Raw genomic sequence first — 16527 nt, 5'->3', positions numbered from 1 at the left:
TTATTTATAGTATCTTTTAGTAAAGATACTATTTTTTTATTTGGATTTTTTCATTTTGCTTATATTATTTTATAGGCAATTTAGAAATTTAGGGGGACACATGAATAAACAACCAATTATATTTAGCGATGTTGATGGCACTATTTATTCAAGAGATGCTTATGTTTCTAACTTCAATTTAGGTATTATTAAACAGAATCATATTAGTTTTAACATTGCAACAGGCAATCCAATTTGTCCAAGAATGTTAAAATTAGCCAAGCTTACAGATGCAGATTATATTATTGGCTCTTCAGGTGTGCAAATTTACGATTACAAAAATGCAAAATTTATCAAAGAGCAGTACTTGGATAAAGAAGTTGTTAGGAAGATTTTTAAACTTTTTAAAGAAAAAAATGTTTCTGCTGCAGCTTGATCAAGTAAAATATTCTATGTTTTTAGAGAAGAAGATCAAGAATTTTTAAACAAAATTTACTTTAGAAGCGAATCATTCGAACAGTTTGAAATCGTTAAAGATTTTAACGATATAAAAGATGTTGCAAAAATTGAAGTGTATTTTGAAAATACCGAAAATATTGATGAATTAATTAAAAATTTAGAACAATTAGATTGCAAAATTATTAAAACACACATGAATATTGAAATTCTTTCATATGGTGCCTCAAAAGGTAGAGCAATTTCTTGAATGTTAGAAAACGTTTTTAATCATGTAAATGCTGATGACGTAATGGTTATTGGTGATAGCGAAAATGATTTTTCAATGTTTAAACGTTTTTATCATTCATATGTAATGAATAATGCAAAGGACGAAGTTAAAGAAAAAGCAAACAATATAACCAAAGATGTAAATGAACATGGTTTAGGTTATGCTGTACTTGATTATCTAGATAAGCTAAATAAATAAGCACAATAGTGCTTTTTTATTTGTTAATGACTTTCAAAATGATTTTTTATCTTTATAATGTAAAATTATTAATCTAATATTCAAAATCAAAAAAAAGGAGCAAAAATGGCACGTTTTATTGATCAAATTAAAATTACTTTACAAGCTGGAAAAGGTGGAGACGGAATGATTTCTTTCCGTCGTGAGGCTCATGTTGATAAAGGTGGTCCAGATGGTGGAGATGGTGGGCGTGGCGGAAACATCTATTTCGTAGGTGATCCAGGAAAAAATACCTTACTTTCACTTTATGGAAGTAAAAAAATCGTTGCTGAAGATGGAGTTAAAGGCGGACCAAAAAATCTTTATGGTGCTGCTGGTAAAGATACATATGTAAAAGTGCCATTGGGAACAATTATTTACAATAAAGGTAAAGTTGTTGCAGATATTATTGAAGCAAAAGAATATTTAGTGGCTAAAGGTGGTGATGGTGGTAGAGGGAATATGAAATTTAAAACTCCAAGAAACACAGCACCAAGAATTAGTGAAAATGGTATCAAAGGTGAAAAATATGAAGCAGAAATTATTTTGAAAGTAATGGCTGATGTTGGCGTAGTGGGAAAGCCAAGTGCTGGTAAGAGTACTTTACTTTCTGCTTTATCAAATGCTAAAGCTAAAATTGCTGAATATGAATTTACAACATTAGTTCCACAATTAGGCTTAGTAAAATTTTATGAAAATTCATTTACTGTTGCAGATTTACCTGGATTAATTAAAGGTGCATCTTTAGGTAAAGGACTAGGACATCAATTTTTAAGACACATTGAAAGATGTAGAGTTATTGCTCATATTATTGATTTTGGTAGTGAATATAAAAATCCAATTGAAGATTATGAAGTTATTAATGAAGAATTAAAATCATATAGTTTACAACTTGAAAAGAAAGAACAATTAGTAATTGCAAATAAAGCGGATATGGATGCGTATGAAGCTAATTTAGAGAAATTTAAAGAAAAATATCCAAAGGTTCATTTAGTTTCAATTAGTGCTCTTGAAAGAAGCAACTTAGATGAATTAAAAGAAAAACTTTGAAAATTAATAGAAGTAAATAAATTGAAACCAGTTGAAGAAAATGAAGAAAATGAAGAAGTTGTGGAAATTACCTTAGAGGAAGATTTCAAAATCACCAATCCATATCGGGGTTTCTTTGAAATTTCTGGTCCTAGAATCCAATACATTTATGATCGTAATCCAATTAACACATATGATAATTTATTACGTTTTAATCAGAAATTAAAAAATATTGGTGTATGAGATGAATTACTTGCTAAAGGTATTGAAACAGGTGATACAGTAAGAATTTTTGATTTTGAATTTGAATGAGATGGAGATTTTAGTTAATGTTCTCTAAAAAAGAGAGAATTGAAAAAATCATTGCAAACTATTCACATTTTTCACGTTCAGAAGTAAAAAAATTAATTAAAGAAAAAAGAATTAAAGTCAATGATGTAGTAATTAATGAATTGATTAAAATTGATATTGAAATTGATCAAATCAAAATTGATGATATTGTCTTAAATATAGAGCAATTAGTTTATTTTTTAATGAATAAACCAAAAGGTGTAATTTGTTCTCATGATAATAAAGAAGGACAAACTATTTATGACATTTTAGATGAAGTTGATAAAAATATCAAAGGCTTAAATACCTTTGGTCGTTTAGATAAAGATACAACAGGTCTAATTCTTATTTCAAATGATGGCAAATTAAATCATGAATTGACTTCAAGTAAAAAAGAAGTATGAAAAACATATTTAGTAACTTTAAATAAAAATTTTGACCAAAATGACTTGTTAAAGCTTGAAAAAGGAATTGTTCTTGATGGAAAGCCTTTGAAAGAATCTAAAGCAAAAATAATTGAAAATAATAAAATTGAATTAGAAATTCAAGAAGGCAAATATCATCAAGTAAAAAGAATGCTCGCAACTCTTAATTATGATGTAATAGATTTGCATCGAACAAAATTTGATAAATGAAATCTAGATGATTTCAACTTAAAAATAGGCGAATACGTAAAAATTAAAATTAACTAATAACGTAAGTTATTAGTTTTTTTATAAAAAATAAGCATAACAATGCTTATTAATTTTAATTATTCTGTTATTAATTCAAGTACTTCATTTTGGCTCAAAGATTTAGATCCTTTTTCTAATTCATCATAGTCTTTTTGTTCATCTTGAACTAATTTTTTAGCTTCTTCTAATTGAAGGCTAAAGAATGAAGTAACACCTCTTGTTTGCATTGTAGCCCCAAATAAAGCATCAACACGACTCATAGTTCCATGACGGTGTGTAATAACAAGGAATTGAGTTTTAGCTTTTAATTGTTGTAAGTATTCAGCATAACGTACAACATTAGCCTCATCAAGCGCTGCTTCAACTTCATCTAGAATACATAAAGGAAGCGGTCTTGCTTTTAAAATACCAAATAAAAGTGAAATAGCAATCAATGATTTTTCTCCACCAGAGAAAAGTTTGAGATTTTTAATATTTTTTCCAGGAGGTTGTGCTTCAATTTCAACACCTGATTCTAAAATATTTTTTGGATCAGTAAAGTATAGTTTAGCTTGTCCACCACCGAACATACTTCTAAAGACATTGTTGAATTCATCATTTACGTCATTTACAATATTTGTAAGTCTGTTAATGATAATTTTATCCATTTCTGCAATAGCAGCATCAAGAGAATCTTTAGCTTCTGCCAATTCTTTTTCATTCTCTGCTAATTCATTATATCTGTTTTCTTCTTCTACAAGATTTTGAAGAGATTCTAAGTTAACTGAGCCTAAAGCATCAATTTCTTCACGTAATTCTCTAACAATTTCTTCAGCTTGTTCTCTATTTAATTCAAGTTTAAAGTTTTCTTGTGCTGATTCAAAAGTCATTTTATATTGAGCAGAAAGACGTTCTCTTGATTGTTCTAAAATTAATTTTGATCTTTCTTTTTGTGTCATTTTTTCAGCAAAAGAACTGTTTAATTTGTTCAAACTAGTTTGAAAATCCGCACGATTATTATTAAATAATTTAATTTCAGTTGATAAACGAGCTACTGTTTCACCTTTAACTTTAAATTGAGCATCTAAAGCAATTAATTGACTTTGTAAAACTTCTAAATCTGCTTCTTCACTCTTAACTGACAATTCAACATTGTCTAATTCAATAGTTTTATTTGCCAACTCTTTATATTTAATATTGAATTCGTCAAATAATTCTTGTTCACTTGCTTTTTTAACTTTTAAAGCATGTAATTGTTGTTTATATTCGTTAGCTAATTCAAGAGCAGAACGACGATAATTTGAAATTTCATTTAGTTTAGCATCAAATGAATGTTTAGCTGCTCTTAATCCAGGGATTAATTTTTCTAATTCAGCTATTTTTTCGTCTAATCCTAAAATTGTTTGAGTATTATTTTGTACCCCACCAGTGATAACTCCACCGGCTCTAATAATGTCACCTTCTAAAGTTACAACCATGTAACGACGTTCCAAAATATTGGCAATAGAATTAGCACTTTCAATGTCAGCAGCTACAATAACATTTCCAAGTAAGAATTTATTTAAAATGTCATACTGCACGTCTACTTTAACAAGTTCATTAGCAATGCCCACAAAGCCAGTATGACCTTGAATTGCTAAAACTAAATCGTCTCTAACTGATTTAGGTTGAATTGAAGCTAAAGGAATAAAAGTAGCTCTACCACCATTATTTTGTTTTAAGAAGTTAACTGCTTTCACAGCTGTTTCACTCTTATCGACAACAATATTTTGAATTGCATTAGCTAAAATTGCATTAATTGCAGGCACATATTCTAAATCAACTTTGATTAAATCCGCAACTGTTCCTTTTAAGGTCTTACCAAAAAGAGTTTTGTTTTCGATAATGGTTTTAGTTCCTTTATGAAGTAAACCATGATTTTCTTTTTGCTGTTTTAAGCTGCTTAATAAAGTTTCGACTTTGGTTAATTCACTGGTTTTTTTGTTAATTGAAATATTAACGTTATTAATTTCACGATGGTAATCTTCAATTAATTGTGAATTTTCACTAATTCTATTTTCAATTGCAATAATATCTCTTTCAACAGCTTTTAATCTATTACCATGTGATTCAATCAAAGCACGATATGAAGCAATTTGCTCATCTAAATTAGCTGCTTTTTCACCTGAGGCAATTAATTTGTGTCTTTCATTTTGACGAGCCAAAATCATACTAATACTTGTGTGTCTTTCTTTAACAGTGTCAAGTTCTTTTGATAATTTTCTTAATTCTGCTTCTTCCTCTGCTTTAAGAGCTTCAGCTTGGTTGATTTTAACACTTAAACTTTCAATTCTTGATTCAAGATCGTTTTTAGTTTCTAAAACACCTTCTAATTCAACAGTTAATTCATCAAATTTTTTACCAAAGGTTTGAATATTATCAACTAATAAACCAACTTCTACTTGTTTTAATTCTTCACTTTTGGCAATAAAAACTTTTGCTTTTTCAGCTTGCTTTCTTAAAGGCACTAATTTTTTTTCAATTTCAGCAATAACAAGTCTAATTTTTTCTAAACCATGTTCGGTTTTTTCCAACTTACTTAGAGCTTCTTTTTTTCTAAATTTATATTTTGAAACCCCAGCTGCTTCTTCAAAAATTGCCTTTCTTTCTTCAGCAGTTGCTTCGGCAATATCACTAACAGTACCTTGAGAAATGATGGCTAATGATGATTTACCAATTCCAGTTTCCATAGCAATGTCTTTAATATCTTTTTGACGACATAATTCACCATTTAAGTAGTATTGATTAGATCCAGTTCCTCTTTCTAAAACACGACTAATAGTAATGAAATCATGTGGTAAAGCACTAGTCCCACCTCGATTATCAAAAGTTAAAGTAACTTCGGCACGATCCATTGGTTTTGCAGTTTTTGAACCTGCAAAAATAACATCTTCCATGTTATCGCCCCGTAATTCTTTAGCACTTCTTTCTCCAAGCACTCATTTAATTGCATCATTAATGTTTGATTTACCAGAACCATTTGGTCCAATAATTCCGGCAACTCCACCATCGAATTTCAATGAAATAGGATCAGCAAATGACTTAAATCCATGTGCTTCAACTTTTATTAATTTCATGAACTCTCCTTATTTTTATATTAATTAATATTAATATGTTTATTATAAATTATTAATAAGATTTAGTACTAGAAATGTTACTTAGAAATTAAAAAAAATTTTTCAATTTTTTTATTTTAGAAAAACAAAAAAAGCACAAAAAGTGCTTTCTACATTTGAACTAAAGACACAATAACCATTGGTTCTTTGTCAAAAGTTTTAAAAATTTTACGTTTAATTACTTGACGTGCTCGATTTTGAAAATCTTTAAGGCCGTCAAATTGATCTGTGTCAAGAATTTTTGCTAAAGAAGCTTTAATAATTTCCTGTGCTTCTTTTTTATTTTCTTTATCAATTACACCGACAAAATTAATTTGCAATTTTGAAGTAATTAGTTTTGTTTTGCTATTGTAGAGTCCTGAAACAAGAATAACACCATCTCTTCCTAATAGTTCTCTTTCAGTGATAACTTCAGAAGAAATATCACCAATTCCAAAACCATCAATAATAGTTTCACCTATTTCTTTCACTTTACCTTTAGTTGAAGCTAACTTACCATTGATAAAGTGTGCAATTTTTCCATTTTGAAGCAATAAACAGTGATTTTGGTTAAATTTTGTTTCTTGTGAAATATATCTTGCTGCATCAGTTAAATATCTATAAAGTCCTTGAACAGGAATTACATATTCAGGTTTAGTAATATTAACTAGATCAATTAAATCTTGTCTTGCGGGACGATGTCTATAAAATTCTGTAGCAGTAACATCACTAATTTTTGGAGTAATACGAGCTATTTCATCTAAAGTTACAGCTTCTAAACTTTCTAGACCATTAATTGCTGGAGCAAGAAAAATTACATTATCATTTTTTTGCAATTTTAAAAACACATCGTTGTTATCTGTTATTCTTAAAAATCTTGAATAAAGTCTTTCGATTGATCCAGTGACTAAAATAACTGCATTATTAGTTTTATTAGCGTTTTTATAATCAACTAATTTTGGTCATTTTAAATCAGGATATTTACGTCTAATTAATTCAAAAACTTGACCATAAGTTTTTCCATAAGTTACAATAGGACGACTAGTTTGATATGCTAAATCTAAAATTTGTTGAATAGCTGCCATTTCTTCATCATAGGCGCCGATAATAATTCTTTCATTTTCTTTAGCTTTTAGAAAAACTTCGCGAATTGAAATAGGAAGTGAAATTTTATCAAATGCTTTGCCAGCATAGTTAGCTCTTCCTGCGTCCACAACTAAAGCTAATAGTTTTCTTTTTTGAAAATTTTTTGCTAGTTCTTGAAAATTTAACTTGCCATAAATTCCTAAATCACCTTCAACAAAGTTAAACATGAAAAGTATGTCACCATTTGGAGTAATAAAATCAAAGCCTAAATGTCCTGGCATTGATCCTGCAAGTTCAATTGGTTGAACAAAAATTTCACCAACTTTGGTAACACTTTTCATAACAAAAACTTTATATGCAGCATTGGCGATTTTGTATTTTGACAAACGATCCAAGATCATTATTTTATTGAATTCTGAAGTATAAATTTTTAAATCAGGTAACTTCATTAATAATCAAGGTAAAGCACTAAAAGTTTCATTTTTTACGTCAGTGATAAAAATTCCTTCAATTTTGTGTTTATTTTTAATTAAATAATCAAAAGAAGGGATTAAAGTATCAACTCCATTATTAGAATTAATAGGAATTTTAGTACCTGAATTAATGATATAAATTTTGTCGTTGTACTCTAAAACATAGCAGTTTTTGCCATTTTCATCTAAGCCACCAAGCGCAAAAAGATTAATGTGATTATCTCTCATAAATAACTCCTTAAACACAAATTAATAAATGATTAATAATAAGAAAAGTAATGATTAGTTAATTAATTTAATTATTATATAAGAAATATAAAAAAACAAACTTTGCAAAGTAAGAATTTTGAGTTTGTTTTTAAATTAAATTATTTTTTGAAAAATGAGCATATTTATTAATTTTTGTTTTTTTAATAGTTTTTAATTTCAAAACCATTGTGAATTCACCTTTTAATGAACTAGAAGAAAGTTCTTCTTTGATCTTATAAACATTACCGGAAAAATGTTTTTCAAACATCTTTGTTAATTCTTTAGCCAAGAAAATTTCAATATTATCTTGATGGATGGTTTCAATATCAGCTAAAAAACTCATTAATTTATGTGGAGCAACATAAAAAATATAAGCATGTTCACTAGTCATTTCTTTCAATTGATCTTGTCTTTGTTTGCTTTTTTCTTTCGGGAATCCTAAAAAAACAAATGTGCTGGCTAATGAACTAAGTGCTAATGTGGTAATTGCAGCATTAACACCAGGAATAATTTCAATTTCAATATTATTTTCTCTAGCTTTTTTTACAAGTTCAAAACCTGGATCACTAATTAAAGGCATACCAGCATCACTAACTAGTGCAACACTTAAATTCTCTTCTTGTACTATTTTAATCAACCCATCTGCAGAATTTTTTTCATTGTTTTTATTATATGAAAACAGTTTTTTGTTTATTTCCCAATAGTTGAGTAATTTAGCAGTTACACGTGTATCCTCACATGCTATAACATCTACCATTTTTAAAGTTTCTAAAGCTCTTAAAGTTATATCTTTCATGTTTCCAATAGGAGTACCAACAATGTAAATTTTAGACATAAATCTCCATTAATTTTATTAACATTTTTTCAGCTTGTAAAAAGAAGTTCAGATTACTATCTTGATTATTCAAAAAATCAGAAATAACAATAAAACAGTCGTATAAGTCAAAATTTGCATTTTTCATTTTTTTCGCTAAATTTTTTAATTCTTCATCTTCATTTTTTTCAGCATTTCAACTTAAACTATAAAAATATTTAAGAGCATAGATAAGATTTAAAAAATCTTGTTTTGTATCTTTTTTTAAATATTGAATTAAATATGCATATAAAAAATATGGATTTTTGAATGAGTTTTCGACAACATTTTTTAATTCTAAAAAAGTATCTAAAGTGTATGGCTTAATAGTACTTAGAATTTGCTTGGTATCTGTGAAAATTTGCGCAAATAAATAGCTCTCTCTAGGAGATAAATTGTTATTCAATAATTTTTTTTCAATTTCCTTTTTATTAGTGGATGGAATATTAATAATCATTGAACGCGATTTTATTGTGCTTAGTACTTTATTAAATTTGTTAGTTGTTAAAATAAAAATTACATTTTTCGATGGATTTTCAATGGTTTTTAATAATGAATTTAAAGCCGCATTTGAAGCTTGATCAATATTTTCAAAAACTAAAAATTTATATTGATTTTCTTGAAAAGTTGAAAGTGAAGTTAGTTCAAATTGTTTAACTATTTCTTCTTTTTCCAAAGCCAAATTTCCGTTATCGCTTTTGTTAAAAACAACAATATTAGCAGGCAAATTTTCTTGATTTAAATTTTTTAAGTTTGACTTATTTAAAGCATTTATTATAAATAATATAGATTTATCAAAATTAACTTTTTCATAACTTTTTAATAAATAACAATGATTGACTTTGTTTTGCTCTAAAGAGTGTTGAATGATGTATTCTAGATTTTGTTTTTTCATTTTATTTTAAATTTTCAATGTATTGTTTAAATTCTAAATTTTCAGTTAATTTTCTATAAGTTTCTTCAAAAACTTCTTCAACACTTTTACTTGCATCAATAACAATAAAACGGTCCGGTTCTTGTTTAATTAAATTTCAATAACCTTCATAAACTTTTCTATGAAAATCGTCATTTTCTTGATCTAAACGATTTTGTTCACCTCTAATTTCGCAACGTCTTTTTTTGCTTTCTTCTGGTTTAATATCAAAGAAAAAAGTTATTTTTGGCATTATATTATCAATTACTAAATTAGTCAATTGTGATGTAAATTCAAATCCTAATTCTCTAGCAAATCCTTGATATGCGTAAAAACTATCCACATATCTATCACATAAAATTAGTTCATTTCTTTTAAGAGCAGGAATGATAACTTGATCCAAGTGAATTCTTCTTGAAGCAGTATAAAGTAAAGCTTCTGTAATTGGAGAAATTTTACTTTCTTTATTTAAAATTATTTCTCTAATTTTTTCCGCTTCCAAAACTTTTTTACCGCCAGGTTCTCTAGTTAATAATAATTTAAGATTCGGAAAAGTTTTTTCTAACTTCGCTACTAAAAGTTTAAGAATTGTTGTTTTACCACTTCCGTCAGGTCCCTCAAAAGTTATGAACATGTTTTTTCTCCATTTTTATTTTTTATTATTTCTATTTTCGATTGATTGTTTAATTGTGAAAGTATCTAAATAATCTATGTTTGAATTCATTGGCATTCCGATTGCAGCTCTTGAATTTTTTATTTTTTCCTCATCTAACTTATTCATAAGATAATTAGTAGTAATTTCACCATCAATTGTAGGGCTTAGAACAATGATTACTTCATTTATATTTTTATCTCTTATGAAATTTAGAAGATGACTAAAATCTAAATCTAATTCATCTTTTAATTGAGCCTTAATTGTGACTAAAGAGGGTAAAACATAGAAATAACCGTTAAAAAAATCCATATTTGAAATTTTTTTTACAATTGCAGGGCTTTCAACAATCATTAAATTTTTTTCTTTATTTTCGTAACAACTTAAACACTTATTATCTTCTTCAATAAAATTACACTTTGAACAAAAAGAAATTCTTTTTTTTAAGGACATAAAATGTTCAATTAAATCATCTAGATATTCTTTATCCACTTGCATTAGAAAATTAGATATTTTTTCAGCTTGTTTTTTACTAATTCCTGGAAGTGAAGTTAATTTTTTATTGAGTGATTCAATGGTTTCAATCTGCATTAGAATCCTAAACCAGGAATATTAGGCATAATTTCTTCGTGTTTTTCATCAATTAAAATAAATAAATCATTGATTACAAGAGTCAATAAATCCTCTAGTGTTTCAGGATCATCTTCATCTAATAAAAATGTTTCTTTAATTTTAATTGAAACTATTTTTTTGCTACCTTTTGCAATAACTTCAACACCTTGTTTTTCTAATTTAAATTCTTCTTCTTGAAAAATTTCTTCTTTTTGTTCAAATTCTTTTTGCAATTTTTGCATTTTTCTTAACATTGCTTGATCCATAATAATCTCCTAAAATTTTAATAATTTTTCATACAAACTTTCAGTCATTGTTTTTGTTTTTTCTAAAACAACATCTTCTAATTCTTCTGCTTTAGTTTTAACATTATTTTTGCTTTCTTGAGCAAATTTAGAATCTAATTCAAATAATAATTCTTTCTGTCTTCTGCTAACAACATATAAGTGTTTGTAACTGCCAAAATAATCTTTAATAAAGTTTTGTATATTTGAATTGTAAGCATTTTCTTTTATGTATTGTAAATAAGCTAAATTAGTTTTAGAATTACCATAAAAAAGTAAATGTTTTTCTCCAGCAGAAATTAATTTTAAATTATTTAAAACTTCTATTAAATCTTTGTAGTTTCTATCACTAACCATAAAATTAAGAGCACTGATAGTTTTATCCATTTTATTAAGATTTAAAGTGCTGTTTCTCAAAATTTGTTCAATCTTTTCTTTATTTAAATAATCTTCGAAAACAATAGTATTTTTATATTTTGCTAGCGTTGGAATTGGCATATCGTTTTCAATTGATTCTTTATTATCAATTGAAAATTCAGCAGATGAAATTAGTCCATCATCAACATACTGGTCTTCAAATGAAAGTAAATCATTTTCAATTGTATTTTGGTCTTCTTGATGATCTTGTGATTCTAAGACAAATTCTTGACTTTGTTCTAAAATGTCATTTACATTTAAATTTTGAGTGGAAACATTCTTTTCTTCCTGAAGATTATCAGAAATTAAATTTGTTTCTTTTGTATTTTTTTCTTTATTTTCTGTATTTTCGTTATGTTTCATTTCTTTTATTGTTCCTTCTATTAAAAGTTCATTATTAGTTTTATTTTCTTTAATAGTTGTTTGCATTTCTTTTATAGTAGTTGTTGGATTTGCATTTTTATTCATCATTTTTAATAAATAAATTTCAATTAATTGAAAAGGCGTTTCACTATACTTTAATTCTTTCATTAACTTGAAAATTAAATCTAAACAATTTGTTGAATAATCTAGTTCTCATTCTAAATTTTCAATTTGTTCTAAATTTAAATATTCTAATAGTTCATGATTGTATGTATTTTTAAACACTATGTAATCTTCAAGGATGCCAAAGAGACTATAAACAAATTGTTCTGGATCAATTCCATCATTTTTTAAATTATTAAATGTTTCTAAAACTTTTTTAATTTTGCCCAAAGATAAGTTATTAATAATTTCTATTAAAGTTTCATTTGACACAACTCCAAAAGAGTTGATAATATCTTCCAAAGTTACTTTTCCATTTCCATAAGCAATGGCTTGTTCACTAATAGAAAGTGCATCACGCATTCCACCTTGAGCAAGACGTGAAATGTAATTGATTGCTTCATCTTCATATTTAATTGCTTCCAAATCAAAAACTTTTTTAATTTGTTTAGCAATAGTCTTGCTAGTAATTTTCTTGAAATTGTGACGTTGCAATCTTGACAAAACAGTTAAAGGAATTTTTTGTGGATCAGTTGTAGCAAGTATAAAAATTACATGAACAGGAGGTTCCTCAAGAGTTTTTAATAAAGCATTAAAGGCTCCTTTTGATAACATATGAACTTCATCAATAATATAGACTTTATATTTTCCATTGCTTGGAAGATGTTCTATTTTTTCTTGTAATTTTCTAATGTCATCTACTCCGTTATTTGAAGCAGCATCCATTTCGATAATATCTAAATTATTTTCAGTATTTTTTATACAGTCGTCACATACATCAAAATTTTCAATTGTATGAACACAATTTAAAACATTTGCAAAAATTTTGGCAATTGATGTTTTACCTACTCCTCTTGGTCCACTAAATAAATAAGCATGACTGATTTTATTATTTTTAATTGCATTTTTTAATGTTTGAATGATGTGATCTTGTCCTTGGACTTCATCAAAAACTTGTGGTCTATATTTACGATATAAAGCTTTGTATGACATAAAACTCCTTTGACAATCTTATTTTATTTATATTATTACATATTAATTTTTTATAATTAACATTATAAACAAATTTGTTGGAGAAGAATTTTATGAAAAAAGTAGTTTTAGTTGTAATTGATGGATTAGGTTTGAGAGATGAAGTCCAAGGCAACGCTTTTAAATTAGCAAAAACACCAAATTTTGATAATTTATTTTTAAATTATCCTAACACAATTATTCAAGCAAGCGGTGAATATGTTGGATTACCGAAAGATCAAATGGGAAATTCTGAAGTAGGTCACTTGAATATTGGTGCAGGTAGAATTGTCTATACTGGTTTATCGTTAATTAATCAAGCGATTAAAACAGGTGAGTATTTTACTAATAAAGCTTTTTTAAAGGCTTTTAAAGATGTTAAAACAAATCAAAGAACCTTACATTTAATTGGACTTTTAAGTGCTGGTGGTGTCCACTCAGAACAGGACCATTTGTTTCAACTATTAGAAATGGCACATAAAGAAGGATTAAAAAATGTTTCAATTCATGTTTTAGGTGATGGACGTGATGTAGCGCCAAAATCAATTTTAAAATCCCTCGATAAACTGAATTTAATTTGTGATAAATATGGCTATAAAATAGCTTCTATTGGTGGAAGATTTTATGGAATGGATCGTGATCAAATGTTTGATCGTGTTGAACAGCATTATCAAGCTATGCTTGGAAATAGCAAAGAAGTTTTTAGTAATCCCAATGCCTATGTACAAGAGCAATATGATAAAAATATTACTGATGAATTTTTAATTCCTGCAATTAATCCTAATGCCAAATTTGTTAAAGATGGAGATTCAATTATTTTCTTTAATTTTAGACCTGATAGAGCAAGACAATTAACACATTTGTTTTTAAATTCTGATTTATACACCTATAAAACAAAAGATTTAGTAAAAATAAATACTTTTGTATCAATGATGAAATATGAAGGTTTAAATACTGACATTGCTTTTGAAGAAATGAAAATAAACAATCCTATTGGACAAGTTTTAGCAAATAATAAACTAAGACAGCTAAGATTAGCAGAAACACAAAAATATGCACATGTGACTTTTTTTATGGATGGGGGAAATGATGTTCAATATGAGCATTCATTTAGAATTATGGTTCCATCACAAAAAGTTGAATCTTATGCTAATGCTCCAGAAATGTCTGCAAAAGAAATTACTAATCAATTAATTAAAAATTTAGATAATTTTGACATAGTAATTATGAATTATGCAAATCCTGATATGGTTGGGCATACAGGCAATTTATCTTCTACAATTAAAGCAGTAGAAATTCTTGATCAAGAAATCGGTAAAATGCTTGACTGAGCAAATGAAAATAACGTAACAGTCTTTATTACAGCAGATCATGGAAATGCTGAAGTTACTGAAGATATAAATGGTAATCCAGCAACTAAACACACTTCAAATCCAGTTATGTTATTGACTAATGATAAAAAATTAAAATTCAAAGAAGGAATTTTGGCCAATATTGCACCAACAGTTTTAGATTATATGAGAATTAAAATTCCAAAAGAAATGACACATGAAAGCTTAATAATTGAAAGATAATATGATTAAACCTACAATAGTAATTGATTATTTAAATGAAGATGAATTAAAAAACCTTGAACTTTTAGCAGATGATTTAGCAATAAATTTTCCTTATTTAAAAAATACACATGAATTAAAAATAATTTTTTTAGGAAACCAAACTTTTCAGGGTAAAAACGTTAATGTAACTTATTTAGATTCACAAAGATCTTTAGAAAAATATTTAATAAACGAAACAATTAAAAAAGATTATTTAGCAGTAATAAACTGTCAAGAATATTTAAATAATGAATTTATTGAAACATTAAAATTTACGTATTTGACTGCTGATAAGATTCAAAAAGAAAATAAAGAATATAAATTGCATACTTCAAGATACAATCAAAATGGTATTAGTGAAGCAGTAAGTGATTATTTATTTAGAATTAACAATGATTTATTACGTCAAGAAATGACTTTAAAATTAGAGCATCAAAAAAGCAAAAATAAATATTAAAAAAAATACTAATATAGCTATAAAAAAGCCTTATTAGTATTTTTTTATTTTGTAAATTTAACATTGTTAATATACAAGTACATAGTTATTGTGTAAAGTGAAAAATAAACATAAAAAGGAATGTGAATTATGAAAAATAGTAATGCAACTTTTCATCCCGGGCCAAATCCATTAAGTATTAATTCTGCTATAATAAAACCAAAAGCAATAATAAGCAAGATACTAAAAGCAATATTTCAATTTAAAGTTTTTCTTTTATCAAACGTTTCGAATTTTATTGATTTATAAAAAACAAATGGAATTATTGATTTAATAAAAGAATTGCCTTGTAATTTGAAAAATACAATATTTAGAGGTATAAATAGCAATAATGTTATTAATAAAGCTGTAAAATCTTTAAAAACATACAAACCATAAACACTTAAGTATTGTTTTTCCGGTCCTTTTACTTTAAAAGAAGGCGATAAATCTCCTAAAAAATAAAGTGGAAAAACAACGAACAAAATGATGGCTAAGAAAAAGTAATTAATTGATACTGAGAAGTTTAAAAAAGTTTTAATTTTGTTCTGCATTTTATTTTTCTTTTTGTTCAATCATTTTTGTTATTTCTTCTCCAGTATATTTTTTGTTTTTGTATGAAAACAATTTTTTTAATTCTTTATTTTTTCTTTCACCAGTTATTGTGAAATAGTATGATCCAAAAGCACCATTATAATATGAATATAATGCAGTGTTTGTTTCACTAGATCCTCAGCAGAAAGATCCAAGAAACATATCTGTGTCATCATCATAACCATACATAAGATATGCATGTGGAGGTCACACTTCAAAATTACTTGGATAAACGCCTAATATTGATGGAATTCCATGATTTATATTATTTCAAGTTCTTCAATAGCCACCATATTTTCCATGCATTTTTCAATTCTTATTTTTTGATTTTAGTATTAAATTTGAAGCTTTTCAGTAATAATTTGATGTTCTCAAATCCGTTTGTTTTCCAGTTGCTTTATACAATTGATAAGTTAAACTTTGTCTGGTGTATTCAACATTATTTAAATTATCCAAATTTTTGAAAATAGGTGAAGAATTTTCAAGTGAATAATCACTATTGTTAATTTTTATATATTTATTAAAGTCTTCATCATTAAAAAGTGATGAATCAACAAAAAGATGATTATAAAGCATTAATTGACTAAGAGCAACATATTCACAGAGACCTGAATTATCATTTATATTTTCAAATTCTTTGTCAAGATAAGCTCCGCTTTCATTAGTATTTCTTGTAGCAAATCATCAAGCATGTTTAACAACTTTACTTATATTAAATTT

15 protein-coding genes are annotated in these 16527 nt (G+C 26.7%); 5 read left to right on the top strand and 10 right to left on the bottom strand.

The window, feature by feature from the left end; translation table 4 throughout:
• Positions 1–100 precede the first annotated feature (100 nt).
• From EXC37_RS02100 to EXC37_RS02090, 3 genes are all read left to right on the top strand, one after another.
• On the top strand, positions 101–904 hold the full coding sequence (locus EXC37_RS02100) for a Cof-type HAD-IIB family hydrolase (protein WP_029891802.1): 804 nt from the start codon (positions 101–103) through the stop codon (positions 902–904).
• 105 nt (positions 905–1009) lie between these two features.
• Positions 1010–2281: a GTPase ObgE gene (gene obgE, locus EXC37_RS02095; RefSeq protein WP_029891801.1), complete on the top strand. Its 1272-nt coding sequence runs from the start codon at positions 1010–1012 to the stop codon at positions 2279–2281.
• Positions 2281–2973, top strand: a complete 693-nt coding sequence (locus EXC37_RS02090) for a pseudouridine synthase (RefSeq protein ID WP_006608711.1) — start codon at positions 2281–2283, stop codon at positions 2971–2973. Before obgE ends, EXC37_RS02090 begins: the two co-directional genes overlap by 1 nt.
• A gap of 59 nt (positions 2974–3032) precedes the next feature.
• On the opposite strand, the gene EXC37_RS02085 is transcribed toward EXC37_RS02090, so the two are convergent.
• The 8 genes from EXC37_RS02085 to dnaX all read right to left on the bottom strand — a co-directional run bounded on the left by EXC37_RS02085 (position 3033) and on the right by dnaX (position 13125).
• Entirely contained in the window at positions 3033–6050 is a 3018-nt protein-coding gene (locus EXC37_RS02085; RefSeq protein WP_029891800.1) for an SMC hinge domain-related protein, read from the bottom strand.
• A 149-nt stretch (positions 6051–6199) separates the two neighbouring features.
• On the bottom strand, positions 6200–7855 hold the full coding sequence (locus tag EXC37_RS02080) for an MBL fold metallo-hydrolase RNA specificity domain-containing protein (RefSeq protein WP_029891799.1): 1656 nt from the start codon (positions 7853–7855) through the stop codon (positions 6200–6202).
• Between the two features lie 130 nt (positions 7856–7985).
• A complete protein-coding gene (gene rsmI, locus EXC37_RS02075; protein ID WP_029891798.1) occupies positions 7986–8711 on the bottom strand; it encodes a 16S rRNA (cytidine(1402)-2'-O)-methyltransferase in 726 nt (241 codons plus the stop codon).
• Positions 8704–9624 carry a DNA polymerase III delta subunit-related protein gene (locus tag EXC37_RS02070; RefSeq protein ID WP_029891797.1) on the bottom strand — a complete coding sequence of 307 codons (921 nt, stop codon included), beginning with the start codon at positions 9622–9624 and terminating at the stop codon, positions 8704–8706. The genes rsmI and EXC37_RS02070 overlap by 8 nt, the downstream gene beginning before the upstream one ends.
• A 1-nt stretch (position 9625) precedes the next feature.
• Positions 9626–10276, bottom strand: a complete 651-nt coding sequence (tmk, locus tag EXC37_RS02065) for a dTMP kinase (protein WP_029891796.1) — start codon at positions 10274–10276, stop codon at positions 9626–9628.
• 15 nt (positions 10277–10291) lie between these two features.
• Entirely contained in the window at positions 10292–10885 is a 594-nt protein-coding gene (locus EXC37_RS02060) for a toprim domain-containing protein (protein ID WP_029891795.1), read from the bottom strand.
• Positions 10885–11172: a YbaB/EbfC family nucleoid-associated protein gene (locus EXC37_RS02055; protein WP_029891794.1), complete on the bottom strand. Its 288-nt coding sequence runs from the start codon at positions 11170–11172 to the stop codon at positions 10885–10887. Before EXC37_RS02055 ends, EXC37_RS02060 begins: the two co-directional genes overlap by 1 nt.
• Before the next feature lie 9 nt (positions 11173–11181).
• The gene (dnaX, locus tag EXC37_RS02050; protein ID WP_029891793.1) at positions 11182–13125 is read right to left on the bottom strand and encodes a DNA polymerase III subunit gamma/tau; all 1944 of its coding nucleotides are present in this window, start codon (positions 13123–13125) and stop codon (positions 11182–11184) included.
• 92 nt (positions 13126–13217) lie between these two features.
• Here dnaX and gpmI point away from each other — a divergent pair, with 92 nt between their 5' ends.
• Complete coding sequence (gpmI, locus tag EXC37_RS02045) at positions 13218–14717, top strand: 2,3-bisphosphoglycerate-independent phosphoglycerate mutase (protein ID WP_029891792.1); 1500 nt, start codon at positions 13218–13220, stop codon at positions 14715–14717.
• A 1-nt stretch (position 14718) separates the two neighbouring features.
• Entirely contained in the window at positions 14719–15195 is a 477-nt protein-coding gene (locus EXC37_RS02040; RefSeq protein ID WP_029891791.1) for a hypothetical protein, read from the top strand.
• Between the two features lie 44 nt (positions 15196–15239).
• On the opposite strand, the gene EXC37_RS02035 is transcribed toward EXC37_RS02040, so the two are convergent.
• Both EXC37_RS02035 and EXC37_RS02030 read right to left on the bottom strand, forming a co-directional pair.
• Positions 15240–15767 (bottom strand): hypothetical protein, encoded by a 528-nt coding sequence (locus EXC37_RS02035; protein WP_029891790.1) that lies wholly within the window; start codon positions 15765–15767, stop codon positions 15240–15242.
• Between the two features lies 1 nt (position 15768).
• Complete coding sequence (locus tag EXC37_RS02030; protein ID WP_369122566.1) at positions 15769–16518, bottom strand: putative cysteine peptidase; 750 nt, start codon at positions 16516–16518, stop codon at positions 15769–15771.
• Between the last annotated feature and the right edge of the window lie 9 nt (positions 16519–16527).

Origin of the sequence: Mycoplasmopsis columbina (assembly GCF_900660685.1) — a bacterium.
GTDB lineage: Bacteria > Bacillota_I > Bacilli_A > Mycoplasmatales > Metamycoplasmataceae > Mycoplasmopsis > Mycoplasmopsis columbina.
This window is presented reverse-complemented; position numbering and strand designations above follow the sequence as displayed.